Genomic DNA, 19,818 nt, shown 5'->3' with positions numbered 1-19,818 from the left:
CTCACATCCGGAAAACGCCGTAGTTGACATCGGAAAGTGGCGCGTTGGCCGTCGCGGACAGCGCGAGGCCGAGCACCGTGCGGGTGTCCGCCGGGTCGATCACGCCGTCGTCCCACAGCCGCGCCGTCGAGTAGTACGGGCTGCCCTGCGCCTCGTACTGCTCGCGGATCGGGTCCTTGAAGGCCTCTTCGTCCTCCGTGGACCATTCGCCGCCGCGGGACTCGATGGCGTCACGGCGGACGGTCGAAAGCACCGACGCCGCCTGCTCACCGCCCATCACCGAGATCCGCGCGTTCGGCCACATCCACAAGAACCGGGGCGAGTACGCGCGGCCGCACATCGAATAGTTGCCCGCGCCGAACGAGCCGCCGATGACGACGGTCAGCTTCGGCACCCGCGCGCAGGCCACCGCGGTGACCATCTTCGCGCCGTGCTTGGCGATGCCGCCGGCCTCGTAGGCCTTGCCGACCATGAAACCGGTGATGTTCTGCAGGAACAGCAGCGGGATCGAGCGTTTGTCGCACAGCTCGATGAAGTGCGCGCCCTTCATCGCGGACTCGGCGAACAGCACGCCGTTGTTCGCGATGATGCCGACGGGGTGGCCGTGGATCCGGGCGAACCCGGTGACCAGCGTCGAGCCGTACTCCTTCTTGAACTCGCCGAACCGGCTGCCGTCGACGATCCGCGCGATGACCTCGCGGACGTCGTAGGGCACGCGCGGGTCGGTCGGGACGACGCCGTACAGCTCGTTCGGGTCGGCGACCGGGGCCTCGGTCGGGAGGACGTCCCACGGGCGCGGCGCGCGCGGCCCCAAAGTAGACACGATCGAGCGAACGATGCGCAGGGCGTCCGCGTCGTCCTCGGCCAGATGGTCGGTGACGCCGGACTGACGCGAGTGGACGTCGCCGCCGCCGAGTTCCTCGGCCGTGACGACCTCGCCGGTCGCGGCCTTCACCAGCGGCGGGCCGCCGAGGAAGATCGTGCCCTGGTTCCGCACGATGACCGCTTCGTCGCTCATCGCCGGGACGTACGCGCCACCCGCGGTGCAGGAGCCGAGCACCGCCGCGATCTGCGGGATGCCGCGCGCGGACATGGTCGCCTGGTTGAAGAAGATCCGGCCGAAGTGTTCACGATCCGGGAAGACCTCGTCCTGCCTCGGCAGGAAAGCGCCGCCGGAGTCCACCAGGTAGACGCACGGCAGGTTGTTGTGCAGCGCGACCTCTTGGGCGCGCAGGTGCTTCTTGACGGTCATCGGGTAGTAGGTGCCGCCCTTGACCGTGGCGTCGTTGGCGACGATCACGCATTCGCGGCCCGAGACCCGCCCGATCCCGGTGATGATCCCGGCCGACGGCGCCTCGTCGTCGTACAGTCCGGTGGCGGCCAGCGGGGACAGTTCCAGGAACGGCGACCCCGGGTCGAGGAGGGTGTCGACCCGGTCGCGCGGCAGGAGTTTCCCCCGTTCGACGTGCCGGGTGCGGGACTTCTCCGGGCCTCCGAGCCGGGCCGCGTCGAGACGCTTGTGCAGGTCCTCGACCAGTTCGGCGTGGGAGGTGACGCTGCGGGCGTATTCGTCGCTGCCGGGGTCGGCGGAAGTGCTCAGTACGGGTGTGTCCATGGCTCCTCGTCGCCAAGTTAGCCGTCGTTAACTCGCCCCCGTAGGTTAACGGCCACTAACCTCACTTGTCCACCGCACCCCGTATGCGCGTGAAGGCCCCCTTCCCTCGGCCCTGGTTTTAGATGACCAGCCGAGGGAAGGGGGCCTTCACGCGCAAAACGTCAGCCGATCGCGGAGACCAGCGGGTTGTAGTAGCCACCGCGCTGGCCGGTGGCCGTCGGGTGGTACGAGTTCACGATCGGCCAGGTGAGACTGTGCAGGTAGTCGTTGGCCGACGAGCAGATGTTGTGCCCGGTGAAGGCACCCCGCACGTCGACGAACTTCGCACCGTGCGCGGAGGCACGGGCCGAGAGCACCGACGCCAGCGCGTCGGAGCCCGAGTTGATCGCGGAGCGCTTGGTGTCGCTCAGCCCCACCGAGCACGAACCCGGCACCGTGTAGAAGCGCGGGTACCCGAGGACGACCAGCTTCGCGCCGGGCGCCTTCGACTTGATCGTGCTGTAGACGTTGTTCAACAGCCCCGGCAGCGTGTTGTTGACGTAGTTCTTCGCGGTGTTGACCCGGTTGATGCAGGTCTGGTCGCTGCCGGTGGTGCAGGTGGTCATGACGTCGGCGAACCCGGCGTCGTTGCCGCCGACCGACACGGTGACCAGCGTGGTGCTGGAGGTGACGTTCGCGGCCTGGCTCAGCACGTCGCCGGTGCGCGCCCCCGAGCACGCGACGAACTTGAACGAGGTCCCGGCGTGGGCGTTGGCCCACAGCTGGGGATAGGAGTTGGCACTGCGCATGCAGTCGCCCGAGTTCCCGTAACTGCCGGCACCGACGCCGGACGAGTACGAGTCACCGAGCGCCACGTAGTTGGTCGCCGCTTGAGCGGTACCGGCGAGCCCGAACGTGGCAAGGACAGCGACCCCCAGGGCCGCAACCGATCGAGTGAAGGAAAGCGCTTTGATCCGAGCAGGGACGGCCATGGTCACTCCTTCGTGACAAGTTAACGAGACACAGCATTACCAGGTGGTAGCTCGACACAAAAGGGTCATTTCCCCAGGTAACCCGCTTGGCCCAGGCTGGAAGTACGGCCGCGTGTTAGCGCTCGCTAACACACGGCCCTAATATGGCCAGATGCCGGCGAACCCCACCCCACTCGTGAACGGCGAGAAGGCGAACAGGCGCGAACAGATCATGGCCGCCGCCGCCGAACTCTTCGCCCACCACGGTTTCCACGGTGTCGGCATCGATGACATCGGCGCCGCGGTCGGCATCTCCGGCCCGGCCCTGTACCGGCATTTCCGCAGTAAGGACGCCATTCTCGGCGAGATGCTGAACTCGATCAGCCGCTACCTCCTCGACGGTGGGACGGCCAGGGCGAGCCAGCGGGACGAGCCGGGTGAGGTTCTCGAAGCACTGGTGAATTTTCACGTGGACTTCGCGCTCGCGCATCCCGCGTTGATCACCGTCCAGGAGCGGAACCTCGCCAATCTCACCGACAGTGACCGCAAACAGGTCCGCGCGATGCAGCGTCAGTACGTCGAGGTCTGGGTGCGCGCGATCAGCGACGCCGTCCCCGGGATCGGCGAGCGCCAGGCGCGCTCGGCGGCGCACGCGGTCTTCGGGTTGATCAACTCGACGCCGTACAACCGCCATCTCGGTGACAGCGAACTGGCCGAAATGCTCTGCCGTCTCGCGCTGGGTGCACTGCACGCCGCGAAGTGACCACGTCCGGGTTTCGGTCTATCCCCACTTTTCCGTCCTCTGGTGTTTGATAGGCACGTGGAGCCGGACAGGAGCGAGTACGAGCGGAGGCTCGTCGAAAAGGCGCAGCGTGCGCTCGTGGCGATCAGCCTCGGGGAGGACGCCGAGGCGCTCGACGAGCTCACGCCGACGGCCGTCGAGCCGCAAGCCCGGTCCGAAGAGACCAAAGAGCTCGTGATGATGCTCTTCGGCGAATGCAGCGCCATGGTGTCGACGCTCGGCGACGGCGGCAGTGCGCCGGTCAAGGTGCAGGTGTTCGACGAGGACGGTGAAGAGGTCTCGATCGATCAGGCGGATCCTCCCGTGCGGACCGCCGTGCGCACCCTGCTGGCCGAGGTGCACGGCAACAGCGAGGCCGCACAGGAACAGGTCGAGATCGCGCTCGCCAACGCCGCGCCGGACGAGGTCGACAGCCTGGTGTTGCAGGCGCTGCGCTGGACGATCCGGCTGTCGGCGGAATGCCTGGACCGGGATCTGCCGGTCGCGCCCTGGATCTCCGACGCCGTGGCGGACTAGACGTCGGCCAGGTCGGTCGACGCCGGATCCGGGCTCCGACTGTCCACTCCCGACACGGCCGCTCAGCACCGGACGCGGCGAAAGACACCTGGCCTAGCCGAGAAGCAGCTTCACCAGCCGGGCGATCTGCTCGGTTTCGATCAGGAACGAGTCGTGCCCGTAGGGCGAGCCGATGACGGCGAACTCCGCCCCGGCGACCCCGTCCGCGATCGCCTGCGACTGGTACAACGGGTAAAGCCGGTCGCTGTCCACCCCCGCGGCGACCGTGCGCGCGGTGATCCGGCCGAGCGCGTTCTCGACGCCGCCCCGCCCGCGGCCGACGTCGTGGGTGTTCATCGATTCGGTGAGCACGACGTAGCTGCCGGCGTCGAACCGGCGGGACAGTTTCCCCGCGTGATGATCCAAATAGGACTCGACGGCGAACCGGCCGCCGCGCAACGGGTCCTCGTCGTCCTGATGGCGGCGGCCGAACCGTTGCGACAGTTCACCTTCGCTGCGATAGGTGACGTGCGCGATCCGGCGGGCGATGCCGAGGCCCGCGTGGGGGCCGCCACCGGGGACGTCGTGGTAGTCGCCGCCGTGCCAGCCCGGATCGGACCGGATGGCGTGCAGTTGCGGCGCGGCCCAGGCGATCTGGTCCGCCGAAGCCCGCGCCGTCGACGCGAGGACGAGCAGCGACGCGACCCTGTCCGGCTCGCTCACCGCCCATTCCAGCGCGCGCATCCCGCCCATGGAACCGCCGAGCACCGCGGCCCACCGGCCGATGCCCAGCGCGTCGGCGAGGACGGCCTCGGCGGCCACCTGGTCCCGGACGGTCACGGCGGGAAACCTGCTGCCCCAAGGACTTCCGTCCGGATGCGGCGAAGACGGACCGGTCGAGCCCTGGCAGCCGCCGAGCACGTTCGGGGCCACGACGAAGAAAGCGTCCGTGTCGACGGCCTTGCCGGGGCCGATCAAGCCGTCCCACCAGCCCGGGCTGACGTGGCCGTCCTCCGCCGGGCCGACGGCGTGACTGTCCCCGGTGAGCGCGTGCTCGACCAGGATCGCGTTGGAGGCGCCGGAATTCAGCGTCCCCCAAGTCTCGTAGGCGAGGGTGAACGGGATCTCCGGCCCGGTTTCGAGCGACTGGACGCCGGTGACGAACCGGCGGCGGCCGGGTGGATCCCCCTCCCGCCACGCACCGGTGGCGGGAGGGAGATCCGGAGCCTGGGTCACAGGGCCGCCTTGGCCGCCCGGAATCCGGCCTCGAGGTCGGCCTTGAGGTCCTCGATCCCTTCCAGGCCGACGGCGAGCCGCACGAGGCCCGGCGTCACCCCGCTGGAGACCTGCTCCTCGGGCGTGAGCTGGCTGTGCGTCGTCGAAGCGGGGTGCACGATCAGGCTGCGCACGTCGCCGATGTTGACCAGCTGGCTGTGCAGTTCCGTACCGTCCACAAAGGCCCGTCCGGCGTCGACACCGCCCCGCAGGTCGAACGAAAGCACCGCGCCGGCGCCCTTCGGCAGGTACTTCTTCGCGGCCTCGTGGAACGGGCTCGACGGCAGGCCCGCGTAGTACACCTTTTCGACCTCGTCGCGCTGTTCCAGCCATTCGGCCAGCGCCTGCGCGTTGGAGACGTGCCGCTCCAGCCGCAGCGACAGCGTCTCGATCCCTTGCAGGATCAGGAAGCTGTTCAGCGGCGCGATCGCGGCACCGGTGTCGCGCAGGATCTGGACGCGGGCCTTGGCGGCGTACGCGCCGGGGCCGAGCGCCTCCCAGTACTTGAGACCGTGATAGCTCGGGTCGGCCTCGTTGAAACCGGGGAACCGCGCCGGGTCCTTGCCGAAGTCGAAGGTGCCGCCGTCGACCAGCACACCGGCGACCGTGGTGCCGTGACCGCCGAGGTACTTGGTCGCCGAGTGGACCACGATGTCGGCGCCGTGTTCGATCGGGCGGACGAGGTACGGGGTCGGCACGGTGTTGTCCACGACCAGCGGGACACCGGCGTCGTGCGCGGCGTCGGCGACCTTCCGGATGTCGAGGACGTTGCTGCCGGGGTTGGCCAGCGTCTCGGCGAAGAACAGCTTGGTGTTGGGCCGGACAGCCGCCTTCCACTGCTCGATGTCGTCCTGGTCCTCGACGAACGAAACCTCGATGCCCAGCTTCGGCAGCGTGTAGTGGAAGAGGTTGTAGGTACCGCCGTAGAGCGACGGGCTGGAGACGAAGTGGTCGCCCGCGTTCGCGAGGTTGAGGATGGCCGCCGTCGTCGCCGCGGTCCCGGAGGCGAACGCCAGCGCCGCGACACCGCCCTCGAGCGCGGCGAGCCGCTGCTCCAGGACGTCCTGCGTGGGGTTGTTGATCCGCGTGTAGATGTTGCCGGGCTCGGCGAGACTGAAGAGATCGGCGCCGTGCTGGCTGTCACGGAACACGTACGAGGTGGTCTGGTAGATCGGGGTCGCCCGCGCGCCGGTGGCGGTGTCCGGCGCCGCGCCCGCGTGGATCTGCTTGGTCTCGAACGACCATCCGTCCGCGCTCATCGCGATTCTCCTAGCGGTTCAAGGGTTTCGGCTGTGGTCACCGAAGCTAGCTCCGCCGAACGGAGCACCCAACCACTCTCAGGAGGTGGGATTCCGCTCCTGAAGAGCGAACCTGTTGCCCTCCGAATCGGTGAACATCGCCCACCAGCCCCAGGGCTGCTTCTCCGGACGCGCCGGGAACTCGACGCCCTTCGCCGTGAGCTCCTCGCAGGTCTTTTCGATGTCGTCGGCATAAAAGAAGAAGTTGGCCGTCGGGAGTTCGTCCCGCACCGCGAAGCGTTCGAGGTCCTCCGGGGCGGTGCTCAGGACAAGTGCCGTCACACGATCGGGGGAAGTGACCTCGACCCACCTGTTCCCCTTGTCGTCGTACGGCACATCGGTGGTGATCTCGAAGCCGACGACCTCGGACCAGAACTTCTTCGCCCGTTCCTGGTCCCGTACCCCGACGACGATCTTGTGGACACCTTGAATCGGCATGCCCGGCTCCCTTTGTATCCATCATGGATATAACGATATCGGAGTGTATGCTTCCCCGATGGCCGACGGCAACCCGCAGCTCACCCCCGCGGCGTTCCAGACCCTGCTGGCACTCGCGAACGGCAAAGGCGGCCGCGCGCACGGCTACGCGATCATGGGTTTCGTCGACGAGTTGAGCGGCGGGACCGCTCAACTCGGGCCCGGCACGCTGTACCGGACGCTGGCCCGGCTCGTCGCCGACGGCCTGGTCGAGGAGGCTCCGGACGCGAGCGAGGACCAGCCGCACGACTCGCGCCGCCGCTACTACCGGCTGACCCGCGCCGGCCGGGAAGTCGCCGCCCGGGAGGCGGAGTTCCTGAGCAGGCTCGTCGCAGTGGCGGGCCAGGCTGGGCTGTTGAAGCGCGCGGAGTCGGCGTGAGCCGGGCGCTCGGCCTGGTGCCGCATCTGTTCGTCAAGCACGTCGACACGTCGATCTCCTTCTACGGCAAGGTGTTCGGCGCCGTGGAGCTGTTCCGCAACGTGCTGCCGGACGGGGTCGTGCTGTTCGTGGAACTCGCCGTCGGTGACGCGCGGCTGCTGGTGAGCCAGGAGATCCCGGCGCTGGACGCCCTCGCGCCGTCGACCCTCGGCGGCACGCCGATGCTGCTGACCTTGGAGACCGACGATCCCGACGACCTCGTCCGGCGCGCGGTGTTCGCGGGTGCCCGGGTGGAGGCGCCGGTCGAGGAAATGTTCTTCGGCGAACGCTACGGCCGGATCGTCGATCCCGACGGGCACCGCTGGGCGCTGACGACCAAACGGGAGCGGTTCACTCCCGAGGACATCGACGCCAGGACCCCACCCGAGGTCTGAGGTGTATTCGGCTCCCACCTACTGGACAATCACACCATGGTTTCTGTGCGTAGCGTTGTCGACCGGGTCGGGCCGACACTGCTGCACGCGCTCCAGGTCCCCGATGAATCCCCCGCCGTCGGCGACGTCGTCATCGCCGAACCCGGCAACACCCTCGCCGCGGGGGACCTCGTCCTCGGCGTCGCGATCACCGAAACCTCCGAAGCCGCGGAACTCGTCAAGCACAGCGCGGCCAAAGGTGCGGCCGCCGTCCTGCTGAAACCGCCGCTCGCGGCGAAACCCTCGGTCAAGCGGGCGGCGAAAACGGCGGACATCGCGTTGATCGAAGTGCGCCCGGCGACGTCGTGGGCTCAGCTCGTCTGGCTGCTCAGGACCGTCCTCGACGCGCTGGCCGACGAGTCCGACGCCCTGGAGGACGGTGGCGGACCCGGGTCCGGTGACCTGTTCCGCCTCGCGGACGCCGTCGCTTCGGTGGTCGACGCGCCCGTGACCATCGAGGACACCAACTCGCGGGTGCTCGCCTACTCGGCGAGGCAGGATCTGACCGACTCGGCGCGCGTGTCCACGATCATGGGCCGCCGCATCCCCGACGACGTGCTCGCGCGATTCCGGTCACGAGGGGTGTTCCGCGAGCTTTCCCGTGGGCGGCAAACGATCTTCGTGCCCGCGCAACGCGACGGCACGCTGCCCCGGCTCATCGTGCCGATCCGGATGGGCGGCGAACTGCTGGGGTCGATGTGGGCGGTCGTCGCGGGCCCGGTCTCCGACGAACGCGCGGCCGCCTTCGCCGACGCGGCGCCCGTCGTCGCCCTGCACCTGCTGCGCCGTCGCGCGCACACCGATTCCCAACGCCGGGTCTCGGCCGAACTCCTGCGCGCCGTGCTCGAAGGGAAGGCCAGCCCGCGCAAGGCGATCGCGGAACTCGACCTGTCCGAGGAGCCGCACCGCGTCGTCGTCATCGAGGTTTCCGGCGGCGACGGCCGCGACGACGAGGGGCTGCGGCTCGCCCTGCTCGAACGGATCTCACAGGGTGTCGGCAGGCGGCCGGTGGCCACCGAACTCGGCGGCGTGCTCTACGCCGTCGTCCCGGACGGCGACGGCTGGAGCGAACTCCGGGCCGCACTGGAAGCCCTGCCCGCGTCGAGGAAGGGCGGGACACCCCGGGCGGCCGCGGGATCCGCCTGCGAAATCGGCGAGCTCGCGACGTCCCGCGTCCAGGCCGACGAGGCATTGGGCCTGCTGCGCGCGAAGCTCGTACCCGGTCGCGTCGTGGTCTTCGACGAGGCGTGGACGGAGCTTTCGCTGCACCGGGGAGCGACCGCGGCCAGCACGGCGAAGGTCGCCGAACTGGGCCCGCTCGGCTTGTTGCGCGCGCACGACGAAGCCCACGAGAGCGGCTACGTCGACACGCTCTACCAGTGGCTCAGGCATCCCGGCGACCCGCGCGCGGCCGCGAAGGAACTTCGAATCCATCCGAACACCCTGCGGTATCGCCTGCGGCGGCTGCTCGACCTCGTCCCGTTGGATCTCGACGATCCCGACGTCCGGCTGGCGTTGATCACGCAGCTCGTTTCCCTGCGCTGGAGCTGATCGGCATTCGACTGAAGAATGTTCACTAACGAACACTTTGTAGTGCGACAAAATCTTGAGCAGACGTCATGAAAGGGTCTTTCAGGACGCGCTTTGATCAGCGCTGTCGTCTTGAAAGACCCTTTCCTGACATCCGGACGGCTAGTGCGCGCTGGCGCGATATCCGTCCTCAATGGTCTGCCGCACCGCGGCGAGCAGATCCGCACCGGGGTAAAGCGGCAGAAGCACACCGGGGCCACCGTCGACCCGCAGGGCGGCTTCGTAGCCATGCCCGGGAGTTTCGACCAGACCCACGATGACATCAGCCGGATTGCCTTCGGTGTCGACGGTGCGGACACGCCGCTCCCGCCGCCAGTCCTGATTTGTCATGCGCAACAGAATGGCAGCTTACCGGCCAGTAAGATCAACATCTTGACTCGATCGTGCTGCATTTACCGTTTCGCAGGTTGCACGGCCGCGCTCACCCCCAGCGAACGCGGCCGTACGTCATACCCGATAACCGAGGTCTTCGGCGGCGAATCGCTTCGGCACCGTCCGGACCCAGACGGTCCCTTTCACCTCGGGATCATCGTGCAGGTAAGAACGAAATCGCGCATCCCATTTGCACTCGTCGGCCCCGAGATACCGGCTCAGCGGCCGCCGTCCACGTGGGACGTCGAACGTCAGACCTCGAGCAACGTCTTGCCGAGAGCGCCACGCGACTGCATCACCGCGTGCGCGTCCGCCGCCCGTTCGAGCGGGAACCGTTGACCGATCAGGGGTTCCAGCCGCCCGGCGGCGGCCTCGGCGAGCGCGGACCCGGTGAACGCCCGCATCTCCGCCTGGCCGCCGATGTCCCGGATCACCGTGACCCCGCGCGCGGCCGCGTCCTCTTCGGACACCTCGGTCCACGAGCCACTCGAGAGCCCGTAGATCAGCATCCGGCCGCCGGGCTTCAGCAGCCCGAACGACGTCTTCCCGACCTCGCCGCCGACACCGTCGAACACGACGTCGACCTCGCCTGCCTTCGCCGCCCAGTCCGGCTCGAGGTAGTCGACCGCCAGGTCGGCGCCGCGTTCCCGGACGTGCTCGGTCTTCGCCGGGCCACCGGCCGCGCCGACGACCACCGCCCCCGCGGCCTTCGCGAGCTGCACGACCAGTCCGCCGACTCCGCCCGCCGCGGCTTCGACCAGCACGCGCTCCCCCGGCCGGACGCGCGCGGCGGTCACCAGCGCCGTCGCCGTGCGGCCGTCGGCGAGGATCGCCACCGCGGCGTCGAGGGCCAGCCCGTCCGGCACCTCGAAGACGGAATCGGCGGCGACCGCGACCCGCTGCGCGTACGCCCCGGAGCCCCCGGTCGAGGTCACGACCCGCTTGCCGACCAGACCGAGGTCGACCCCTTCGCCGACCGCGCTGATCACACCGCCGACGCCGTTGCCCGGGATCATCGGCAGCTCGGCGCGGAACGGCCCGCCTCCGCCGGCGCGGAACTGGGTCTCGACGAACGTGATGTTGGCGAACGCCACCTCGACCAGGGCCTGGCCCGCTGCGGGCACCGGATCGGGGGCGTCACCCGCGACGAGCACTTCGGGCCCGCCGAACTCTTTCAACCACACGGCTCTCATGTGACCCAAGGTGCAAGCTCCAGTTGACTGGAGGTCAAGTGGTTGTGCCCGAAAAACCATGATCGGTGCTCAACATTGTCCTGTGCGCACGATGACACCGCCGTCCGGGTGGCTCACCGTGAGTGGCAGCACCTTTGTTCTCAACCCGCCGCAGGAGGCAGTCCCGTGCGTATCGCCGTCCCCCGTGAAATCAAGAGGCATGAGTACCGCGTGGCGCTCACCCCGGCGGGCGTGCACGAACTGACCGGGCGCGGCCACGACGTCTTCGTCGAGACCGGCGCCGGCCTCGGCTCGTCCATCACCGACGAGGAGTACCTCGCCGCGGGCGCGAAGATCCTCGCGACGGCGGAGGAGACCTGGTCCGAGGGCGAGCTCGTGCTCAAGGTCAAGGAGCCGATCGCCGAGGAGTACCCGCGGCTGCGCGCCGACCAGGTGCTGTTCACCTACCTGCACATCGCCGCGGACCGGCCGCTGACCGACGCGCTGCTGGCCGCGGGCACCACCGCGATCGCGTACGAGACGGTGCAGACCCCGAACCGCGCGCTGCCGCTGCTCGCGCCGATGTCCGAGGTCGCCGGTCGGCTGGCGCCGCAGGTGGGCGCGTTCTCCCTGATGAAGCCGAGCGGTGGCCGCGGCGTGCTGCCCGGCGGCATCCCCGGTGTCCACCCGGCGCGCGTGGTCGTGATCGGCGGCGGTGTCGCCGGGATCAACGCGGCGCGGGTCGCGCTCGGCCTCGGCTCGGACGTCGAGATCCTCGACACCAACGTCGACCGCCTCCGCCAGATCGACAACGACTTCGGCGGCCGCATCCGCACGGTGACCTCGAACGCGCTGTCGGTCGAGCAGTCCGTGCTGGAGGCCGACATGGTCATCGGCGCGGTGCTCGTGCCCGGCGCGAAGGCGCCGAAGCTGGTCTCGAACGACCTCGTTTCGCGGATGCGCCCGGGCAGTGTGCTGGTGGACATCGCGATCGACCAGGGCGGCTGCTTCGCCGACTCGCGGCCGACCACGCACGACGAGCCGACCTACAAGGTCCACGAGTCGGTGTTCTACTGCGTCGCGAACATGCCGGGCGCCGTCCCGCGCACGTCGACCTACGGGCTGACCAATGTGACGCTGCCGTACGCCGTCCAGCTGGCGGAGTTCGGCTGGCAGAAGGCGCTGCAGGCGGACGCTTCGCTCGCGAAGGGCCTCAACACGCACGCGGGCGCCCTGACGAACGCCCCGGTCGCGGCCGCACACGGCCTGCCCGCCACGGATCTGGCCGCCGTCCTGGCCTGACCCCCAAGCCACACTCCCACGCGAGGGACCTTTGTCACCCCAGTGCAAAGGTCCCTCGCTCCTTTTCGAAGTACATGAAGGCCCCCTTCCTTGCGCCTAGCGACAGGAAGGGGGCCTTCATGTACTTCGGAGAACCTCGGGACCCAGACATAACGGCGGCCCGCTCAACCAACCTGGGGGTCATTGGGAGCGGGCCGCCTCCTACATCGTAGGTAATAAGTCGCCGTCGCGCTGCATGGGGTTGCCATGTCTTCGGAAATATTTCTTCACGAACCGCCTCAACGGTCGGTGAATTTCCGCGCTCTGGACCGCATAACCGGTAGTCAGCGGCCATTCGGCCCAGCGACGGGTGCGCTGAGGGACGGAGTCGTCACCGCGCCGAACGTGACGAAGGTCGCTTTCGGCGGATTGACCCCTTCCGCGGGTGCGGACTCACCGGGTGAGGCAGGATGTCGCGTGATCGGCCTTCGTCAACAAAAGGGGACGGTATGCACGACGGCAGTGGCCGCATCGCGGTGCAGAATTTGAGCAAGCAGTTCGGTGCGGTCAACGCGGTCCAGAATCTAAGCTTCACGGTGGAGCCGGGTTCGGTGACCGGGTTCCTGGGACCCAACGGGGCCGGGAAGACCACGACGCTCCGGATGCTGCTCGGGCTGGTGACGCCCACGAACGGCACGGCGACCATCAACGGGCGCCCGCACGACCAGCTGGGCAATCCGGCACGGGTCGTCGGTTCGGTGCTGGAGAACGAGGGCTTCCACCCGGGACGCACGGCGCGGAATCACCTGCGCGTGTACTCGGCGGCGATCGGGATGCCGGATCAGCGGGTGGACGAGGTGCTGGGCCTGGTCGGCCTGTCGTCGGCGGCCGACCGCAAGGCGGGCGGGTTCTCGCTCGGCATGCGGCAGCGGCTGGCGCTGGCGACGGCGTTGCTGGGGAACCCGCAGGTGCTGGTACTGGACGAGCCGACGAACGGCCTCGACCCCGAAGGCATCCTGTGGCTCCGGAACTTCCTGCGCGCGTACGCGCGTGAGGGGCGCACGGTGCTGGTCTCGAGTCACCTCCTGAACGAGGTGGAGCAGACGATCGACCAGGTCGTGATCATCAGCCAGGGCATGACGCGCTACAACGGCTCGCTGGACCAGTTGCGCAAGAGCAACCAGTCCCGCGTGCTGGTGCAGTCCGCCGACGCGAACGGTCTCGTCGCCGCGCTGCAGGAAGCGGGCATCACGCAGGTCTCGCCGATGCCGGACGGCCGGGTCGCGGTCTCCGGTGCGACGGTGCAGCAGATCGGTGACATCTCCGCCAAGGCGAGCATCGCGGTCTACGGCATGCAGGAGGAGACCGCGGATCTCGAGCGGATGTTCTTCCAGCTGACCCAGGGCCAGTACGCGGCGCCGCAGCCCGGTTTCCAGCAGGGCCCGCCGCCGGGCTACCAGGGTCCGCCTCCGGGTTACCAGGGCCCGCCGCCCGGGTATCAGGGGCCGCCGCCCGGCTACGCGCCACAGAACACGCCGCCGCCCGGTTTCGCGCCGCCGAACACCCCGGCTCCCGGATTCGCACCGCCGCAGCAGCAGTTCCAGCAGCAGGGTCAGCCGCCGCAGCAACAGCAGTACCAGCAGGCGCCGCCTCAGCAGCAGGCGCAGCAGCAGGGCCAGAACGAGGGCTGGGGAGGCCAGGGCTGATGGGCAACCTGATCAAGGCGGAGTTCCGCAAGACGCTCACGCTCAAGGCGTGGTGGGCGCTGATGATCCCCGCGGTGGTCTTCGCTTTCGCGTTCGCCCTGTTCTGGGGCATGGTCACGAACGACTTCAGCGACTTCCTCGGCCGCTCGGACACTCGTGAACTGACCGAAGCGCTCGGCATCTCGACCGGCGAACTGCCCGTCGGCCTGCTCGCCCTCGGGCACGGCATCAACATCGGCACGATGATCCCGATCATCTTCGGTGTCTTCGCCCTCGCCGGCGAGTACACGAAGAAGACGATCACCACGACGTTCCTCACCGCCCCGAACCGGGTTTCGGCGTTGAGCGCGAAGATGATCACCTACGTCGCCTGGGGCGCGATCTACGGCGTGATCATCGTGGGCGCGGCGAGCCTCGGCACCGTGATCACGGTCGACAGCGCGCGCCTGCCGACGGCGGGCCAGTGGCTGGGCGTGCTCGGCGCCGGTGTCCTCGCGACGATCCTGGCGACCCTGTTCGGCATCGGGGTCGGCGCGGTCTGGCGCAGCGTGATCGGCAGCATCATCACGCTGACCATCTGGATGCTCGTGGTCGAGAACGTCCTGGTGTTCGTGTCCTTCGGTGCCTGGGACATCACGTGGCTCGGCGGGGTCCTGCCGAACGGCACGGTCAACGGCATCGTGGGCGCCATCGGCGCGGAGGCCTTCGGCGCCGCCGGTGTGAAGGTGCCCGGCCTGCAGGACGAGACGGCGTGGGCGCTGCAGTACGCGGCCGGCGCCCCCGGTGCCTTCTCGTGGTGGGCCTCGGCGCTCATCTTCTTCGGCTGGACGATGGTCTTCTTCCTCGCCGGCTGGGCCGTGAACCAGAAGAAGGACATCACGTAGGTCTTCGCCAAAGCACGACATGAAAGGCCCGTTACTTGCAAAATTTGCAAGTAACGGGCCTTTCATGTCACCAGGCTCTCCCCAGAACCGGCCGATCCTGTCGGTCGCGCCGCATAGGCTGGCGGGGTGACTACTGCTCCACCTCGCCCGCGTCAAGCCAGTCCGGTACGTGAGACGGCCCCGGTGTCCACCGGGGGCTGGATCCGACGCCTGGCCGCTTCGTGCTGGAAACACCCGTGGCTCGTCGTCCTGTCGCTGGGCGCGGCGATCATCGGCGTCGGGCTGCAGGCCGCCGGTCCGCTGCTGATCCGGGAGGCGCTCGACGGCGCCGTCGCGGGTGACACCTCCCGTCTCGGCGTGCTCGCCGCCGTCATGGCGGTGTTGCAGGTGCTGACCTTCGGCAACGCCTTCGCCCGCCGGTACGTCGGCGGACGGCTGGCGCTCGACGTCCAGCACGATCTGCGCCGCCAGGTGTTCAACGCGGTCTCCCGGCTCGACGGCGGCAAGCAGGACGCGTTGCGCACCGGGCAGGTCGCCTCGCGCGCGATCTCGGATCTGCAGCTGGTCACGTCGGTCCTGATGCAGGTGCCGCTCTCGGCGGGTTCGGTGATCTTCGCGCTGCTGTCCCTCGGCGCGATGCTGTGGATGTCGCCGACGCTGACCCTCATCGCGATGGTGGTCGCCCCGGCGATCGCGATCATCATGGCGGTGAGCCGGAAGCGGCTCTTCCCCGCGACCTGGGCGGCCCAGCAGCGCGCGGCCGACGTCGCGCAGCAGGTCGAGGAGACCGTCACCGGCGTGCGCGTCGTGAAGGGCTTCGGCCAGGAGGCGCGCGAAGTCGCGAAGCTGGAGAAGACGGCGAAAAAGCTCTTCGCCGAACGCATGCGCGCCGCGCGGCTTTCCTCTTTGCCGACGGCCACGACGGCGGCGCTGCCCGCGGCGGGTCAGGTCGCGGTGCTGGCTGTCGGCGGCGCCCTCGCGTTGAAGGGCGAGGTCAGCCTGGGCACGTTCCTGGCGTTCGCGACCTACCTCTCCATCCTGATCGGCCCGGCGAGGATGATCTCGAGCCTCGTCGTCCAGGCCCAGCTGACCAGGGCGGGCGCGGAACGGGTCAACGAACTGATCGACGCGCAGCCGGACGTCGTCGACAGCCCGGACGCGCGGCCGCTGCCCGAAGGCCCGCTCGGCGTCCGGCTGGAGGACGTCTCCTTCGGCTACACGCGGTCGGATCCCGTGCTCGACGGTCTCACTCTGGAAGCCCTTCCCGGCGAAACACTCGCACTGGTCGGCACCGCCGGTTCGGGCAAGTCGACGATCTCCCTGCTGCTGCCCCGGTTCTACGACGTGCACAGCGGTTCGGTCCAGGTCGGCGGCCTCGACGTCCGCGACGTCCGGCAGCACGACCTGCGCAGCACGATCGGCGTGGTCTTCGAGGAGGCGTTCCTCTTCTCCTCGTCGGTGCGCGACAACATCGCCTACGGCAGGCCGGACGCGAGCGACGAGGAGATCCGCGCGGCCGCGCGGGCGGCGGAAGCGGACGAGTTCATCCAGCGCCTCCCCGAGGGCTACGAAACGCTCGTCGGCGAGCGCGGCCTCACGTTGTCGGGCGGGCAGCGTCAACGGCTCGGCCTGGCCAGGGCGCTTATGACCGATCCGCGTGTGCTGGTCCTCGACGACGCGACCTCCGCCATCGACACGGTCACCGAAGCGGCGATCCACGACACCCTGCGCTCGGTCACCGCGAGCCGCACGACCCTGCTGATCGCGCACCGCCGCTCCACCCTCGCCCTCGCCGACCGGATCGCCGTGCTGGACAAGGGCCACGTCGTCGACATCGGCACCGAGGAAGAACTGCTGGCGCGCTGCCCGCTGTTCCGCGAGCTCGTCGCGGGGCCGGGTGACGACGTCGAGGAACCGCATCGCTGCGAGGGCCTCGACTGCGGCCCCTCGGGAATCACCCCCGCCCTGTGGCCGGAGCAGGACAAGTCCGACGAACTGGCGGGCGAGCGCAAGGGCACCGGCGGCGAGTGGGACGTCGACCTGCCGCCGACCGGCGAGCTCCTCGAAGGCGTCCGGAAACTGCCGCCCGCCACGGACGTCCCCCGGCTGCCGGGCACCGACGTCACCGCGCCCGAGCCGAAGTTCCGCCTCGGCCGCCTGCTGAAACCGGTACGCGGTCCGCTCGCCGTGGTGATCGGGCTGGTCGCGGCGGACGCGCTGGCCACCATCGCGATGCCCGCGCTGTACCAGCAGGGCATCGACAACGGGGTGCGCGCCGGAGCGGAGGCGGTGATCTGGCTGACCGCCGGGATCGGCGCGCTGGTGATCCTCGCGGACTGGCTGGTGATCTACCTCCAGACCAAGATGACCGCGCGGGTCGGCGAAACGGTGCTGTACTCGCTGCGCGTGCGCAGTTACGCCCATCTCCAACGACTCGGGCTCGACTTCTACGAACGCGAGCTGTCCGGGAAGATCATGACCCGGATGACGACCGACGTCGACGCGCTCTCGACGTTCCTGCAAACCGGTGTCGCACAGGCCGTGGTGAGCGCGCTGACGCTGGTCGGGATCGCGGCGGCGCTGATGATCACCGACATCGGGCTGGCGGCGTACGCGCTCGCGGTGCTGCCGATCCTCGTCGTGGCGACGGTGTTCTTCCGCCGCGCCTCGTCCAAGGCGTACACCGAAGCGCGGGAACGCGTCAGCGTCGTCAACGCGGACATGCAGGAGAACGTGAACGGGCTGCGGGTCGCGCAGGCGTACACGCGTGAGGAGCGGACGGCGGAGAAGTTCGCTTCCCGCAGCGACGAGTACCGGCGTTCGCGGCTGCGCGCCCAGCGCCTCGTCGCGACCTACTTCCCTTTCGCCGCGATGCTTTCCGGGCTGGCGGAGGTGGTCGTGCTGATCGTCGGCGCGAACCGGGTCGCGGCGGGCACGCTGTCGGCCGGTGTGCTGGTGGCGTTCCTCTTGTACCTGGGCCAGTTCTTCTCGCCGATCCAGCAACTTTCTTCGGTGTTCGACGGCTATCAGCAGGCGCGGGTCGGGCTGTCGCGCATCGGCGATCTGCTGCGCACGCCGACTTCCGTTCCGGAGGCGGAGAAACCGGTCGCGGTCCCGGAGCGGCTGCGGGGCGAAGTCTCGTTCAAGGACGTCGATTTCGCTTACACGGCAACGGATGAGCCCGCCCTGACGCAGCTTTCACTGGAGGTCGCGCCCGGCGAGACCGTCGCACTGGTCGGGGCGACGGGTGCCGGGAAGTCGACGGCCGTGAAGCTCGTCGCGCGGTTCTACGACGCGACGGGCGGCGTGGTCAGGATCGACGGCACCGACATCCGCGAGTACGACCTGGCCGCGCTGCGCACGCGAATGGGCGTGGTACCCCAGGAAGCGCATCTGTTCTCGGGAACCGTCGCGGACAATGTGCGCTACGGCAGGCCTTCCGCGACGGACGCGGAGGTCGAGGAAGCGGTCCGGTCCGTCGGCGCGCTCGACGGTGTCGCCGCGCTCCCCGCCGGTTTCCACCAGCCCGTCGGTGAACGCGGACGGTCGCTTTCGGCCGGACAACGGCAACTCGTCGCTCTCGCCCGCGCCGAACTCGTGGACCCGGACGTCCTCCTGCTCGACGAGGCGACCGCGGCTCTCGACCCGTCCACCGAAGCCGCCGTCCTGCGCGCGACCGAACAACTCGCGCGCCGCCGCACGACGTTCGTGGTCGCGCACCGCCTCGCCACCGCCGCCAAGGCGGACCGGATCGTCGTCCTGGACCACGGCCGGATCGTCGAACAGGGCACGCATCCGGAACTCGTCGCGGCGGGCGGCCACTACGCGCGCCTGTGGGCCCTGGGCTGAGTTCTCGTGAGTGGTAAGGACGGTTCTAACCGTCCTTACCACTCACGAGCCTTAAGCGGCAGCGAGATCCAGCTGGAACTGCGCTCCGGGCGTCTTCGAGTTCCACCGCGTACGACAGGAAACAACCGTCTTCTTGCGAAAAGGTCGGCTTCCGCCGGATGTTCCACCGATAGGCGGTCTCGTCGACCACGATCCGTCGCGATCCCTTGCGCAGCAATGCCGCACGCATCCCCGACGGCAAAGGAATTTCGGTCGCGCGCGAACAGCGACGTCTGTCACCATCACGGCAAATGAACGAAGAAATCCCGGCGCGGCAGATCCGCGCCGTCCACACCGAAACCACGATCCGCGTCTATCAGGCGTATTCACCGGCCATCGCGGACGCCGCCCTCGAGGCGGGCACCTTCGTGCCGCCGTTCAAACGCGAACGGATGACCTGGATCAAGCCGTCCTTCCTGTGGATGGCGTACCGCTGCGGCTGGGCGGCCAAGCCCGGCCAGGAACGCGTGCTCGCCCTCGACCTCACTCGCGAGGGCTTCGCCTGGGCGCTCGGGCACGCGGCGCTCAGCCACTACGACTGGGACCTCCATCCCGATCGGGAGACGTGGCGGCGCGAAGTCAAGACCAGCCCGGTCCGCGTCCAGTGGGACCCGGAACGCGGCATCCGCCTCGACCCGCTGAAGCACCGTTCGCTCCAGATGGGGTTGAGCGGCGAGGCCGTCGATCGCTATGTCGACAAATGGATCACCGCGGTCACCGACGTCACCTCGACCATGCGCGAGATCGGCGCCCTCGTCGCGGCGAATCGCATCGACGACGCCGAAGCGCTGCTACCGGCGGAGCGCCCGTACCCCGCCTAGGCGTGCCAGGCGAGGCCGCTCATCCCGGCGACCTCCAGGTCCCGTTCCGAGGCCCACCGGAAGGTCCCGGGCCGGACGTGCACCCCGGCCGTCACCGCCCAGTCCGGCTCGTCGGGTTCGACGTGCTCCATCTCCTTGAAGTCGGAGAGCGTCGGCCACACCGCGGAGCACGAGTCGCACATCAGCACGACCTTGCCGGACTCGGTGACCAACGGGCGCACACGTCCCTCGTCCCAGAACGACGGACACTCGTCCAGCCACATCGCCTGCCACCACCCTCGTGGGCGATCGGCGGCCGGCACGACACCGGCCGCATCCTCCGCCCAGCAAAACCCGCCGA

General features: G+C 69.0%; 18 protein-coding genes. 10 read left to right on the top strand and 8 right to left on the bottom strand.

The features are described 5' to 3' along the window. Position 1 precedes the first annotated feature (1 nt). Both ACLJPX_RS15285 and ACLJPX_RS15280 read right to left on the bottom strand, forming a co-directional pair. Positions 2-1,615: a carboxyl transferase domain-containing protein gene (locus ACLJPX_RS15285; protein WP_410600631.1), complete on the bottom strand. Its 1,614-nt coding sequence runs from the start codon at positions 1,613-1,615 to the stop codon at positions 2-4. A gap of 161 nt (positions 1,616-1,776) precedes the next feature. Beyond that, on the bottom strand, positions 1,777-2,586 hold the full coding sequence (locus ACLJPX_RS15280; RefSeq protein WP_101610369.1) for an SGNH/GDSL hydrolase family protein: 810 nt from the start codon (positions 2,584-2,586) through the stop codon (positions 1,777-1,779). Between the two features lie 151 nt (positions 2,587-2,737). On the opposite strand from ACLJPX_RS15280, the gene ACLJPX_RS15275 reads away from it, so the two are divergent. Together ACLJPX_RS15275 and ACLJPX_RS15270 are read left to right on the top strand one after the other, a co-directional pair. Beyond that, positions 2,738-3,328 carry a TetR/AcrR family transcriptional regulator gene (locus tag ACLJPX_RS15275; RefSeq protein ID WP_167406015.1) on the top strand — a complete coding sequence of 197 codons (591 nt, stop codon included), beginning with the start codon at positions 2,738-2,740 and terminating at the stop codon, positions 3,326-3,328. A gap of 57 nt (positions 3,329-3,385) precedes the next feature. Further along, positions 3,386-3,883: a hypothetical protein gene (locus ACLJPX_RS15270; protein WP_034309225.1), complete on the top strand. Its 498-nt coding sequence runs from the start codon at positions 3,386-3,388 to the stop codon at positions 3,881-3,883. A 93-nt stretch (positions 3,884-3,976) separates the two neighbouring features. Here the strand turns inward: ACLJPX_RS15270 and ACLJPX_RS15265 are convergent, their stop codons facing one another. The 3 genes from ACLJPX_RS15265 to ACLJPX_RS15255 form a co-directional block, all read right to left on the bottom strand. Continuing rightward, positions 3,977-5,098, bottom strand: a complete 1,122-nt coding sequence (locus ACLJPX_RS15265; RefSeq protein WP_410600630.1) for a homoserine O-acetyltransferase — start codon at positions 5,096-5,098, stop codon at positions 3,977-3,979. Then, positions 5,095-6,396, bottom strand: coding sequence for a bifunctional o-acetylhomoserine/o-acetylserine sulfhydrylase (locus ACLJPX_RS15260; protein ID WP_101610372.1), 1,302 nt, complete (start codon positions 6,394-6,396; stop codon positions 5,095-5,097). The genes ACLJPX_RS15265 and ACLJPX_RS15260 overlap by 4 nt, the downstream gene beginning before the upstream one ends. A gap of 78 nt (positions 6,397-6,474) precedes the next feature. Continuing rightward, positions 6,475-6,873, bottom strand: coding sequence for a VOC family protein (locus ACLJPX_RS15255; RefSeq protein ID WP_410600629.1), 399 nt, complete (start codon positions 6,871-6,873; stop codon positions 6,475-6,477). 58 nt (positions 6,874-6,931) lie between these two features. Here ACLJPX_RS15255 and ACLJPX_RS15250 point away from each other — a divergent pair, with 58 nt between their 5' ends. From ACLJPX_RS15250 to ACLJPX_RS15240, 3 genes are read left to right on the top strand one after another with little or no spacing between them, the layout of a single operon-like run. Continuing rightward, on the top strand, positions 6,932-7,291 hold the full coding sequence (locus tag ACLJPX_RS15250) for a PadR family transcriptional regulator (RefSeq protein ID WP_101610374.1): 360 nt from the start codon (positions 6,932-6,934) through the stop codon (positions 7,289-7,291). Next, a complete protein-coding gene (locus ACLJPX_RS15245; protein WP_101610375.1) occupies positions 7,288-7,725 on the top strand; it encodes a VOC family protein in 438 nt (145 codons plus the stop codon). Before ACLJPX_RS15250 ends, ACLJPX_RS15245 begins: the two co-directional genes overlap by 4 nt. Before the next feature lie 36 nt (positions 7,726-7,761). Continuing rightward, the gene (locus ACLJPX_RS15240; protein WP_410600628.1) at positions 7,762-9,315 is read left to right on the top strand and encodes a PucR family transcriptional regulator; all 1,554 of its coding nucleotides are present in this window, start codon (positions 7,762-7,764) and stop codon (positions 9,313-9,315) included. Positions 9,316-9,456: 141 nt separating this feature from the next. Here ACLJPX_RS15240 and ACLJPX_RS15235 read toward each other — a convergent pair whose 3' ends face one another. Both ACLJPX_RS15235 and ACLJPX_RS15230 read right to left on the bottom strand, forming a co-directional pair. Then, positions 9,457-9,684: a hypothetical protein gene (locus ACLJPX_RS15235; protein WP_007033850.1), complete on the bottom strand. Its 228-nt coding sequence runs from the start codon at positions 9,682-9,684 to the stop codon at positions 9,457-9,459. Positions 9,685-9,977: 293 nt separating this feature from the next. Then, positions 9,978-10,919 carry a zinc-binding dehydrogenase gene (locus tag ACLJPX_RS15230; protein ID WP_410600627.1) on the bottom strand — a complete coding sequence of 314 codons (942 nt, stop codon included), beginning with the start codon at positions 10,917-10,919 and terminating at the stop codon, positions 9,978-9,980. Between the two features lie 165 nt (positions 10,920-11,084). Here ACLJPX_RS15230 and ald point away from each other — a divergent pair, with 165 nt between their 5' ends. The 5 genes from ald (at position 11,085) to ACLJPX_RS15205 (ending at position 19,478) form a co-directional block, all read left to right on the top strand. After that, positions 11,085-12,200 (top strand): alanine dehydrogenase, encoded by a 1,116-nt coding sequence (gene ald, locus ACLJPX_RS15225; RefSeq protein WP_101610379.1) that lies wholly within the window; start codon positions 11,085-11,087, stop codon positions 12,198-12,200. A 488-nt stretch (positions 12,201-12,688) separates the two neighbouring features. Further along, complete coding sequence (locus ACLJPX_RS15220) at positions 12,689-13,885, top strand: ABC transporter ATP-binding protein (protein WP_101610380.1); 1,197 nt, start codon at positions 12,689-12,691, stop codon at positions 13,883-13,885. Next, entirely contained in the window at positions 13,885-14,769 is an 885-nt protein-coding gene (locus ACLJPX_RS15215) for an ABC transporter permease subunit (RefSeq protein ID WP_101610381.1), read from the top strand. Before ACLJPX_RS15220 ends, ACLJPX_RS15215 begins: the two co-directional genes overlap by 1 nt. Before the next feature lie 183 nt (positions 14,770-14,952). Beyond that, positions 14,953-18,618 carry an ABC transporter ATP-binding protein gene (locus ACLJPX_RS15210; RefSeq protein WP_410600626.1) on the top strand — a complete coding sequence of 1,222 codons (3,666 nt, stop codon included), beginning with the start codon at positions 14,953-14,955 and terminating at the stop codon, positions 18,616-18,618. Positions 18,619-18,908: 290 nt separating this feature from the next. Beyond that, the gene (locus ACLJPX_RS15205) at positions 18,909-19,478 is read left to right on the top strand and encodes a DUF4291 domain-containing protein (protein WP_410600625.1); all 570 of its coding nucleotides are present in this window, start codon (positions 18,909-18,911) and stop codon (positions 19,476-19,478) included. Here the strand turns inward: ACLJPX_RS15205 and ACLJPX_RS15200 are convergent. Next, positions 19,475-19,741, bottom strand: coding sequence for a hypothetical protein (locus ACLJPX_RS15200; protein ID WP_101610384.1), 267 nt, complete (start codon positions 19,739-19,741; stop codon positions 19,475-19,477). The genes ACLJPX_RS15205 and ACLJPX_RS15200 overlap by 4 nt on opposite strands. Between the last annotated feature and the right edge of the window lie 77 nt (positions 19,742-19,818).

The sequence above is a fragment of the Amycolatopsis sp. lyj-90 genome (genome assembly GCF_046549035.1).
GTDB lineage: Bacteria > Actinomycetota > Actinomycetes > Mycobacteriales > Pseudonocardiaceae > Amycolatopsis.
This window is presented reverse-complemented; position numbering and strand designations above follow the sequence as displayed.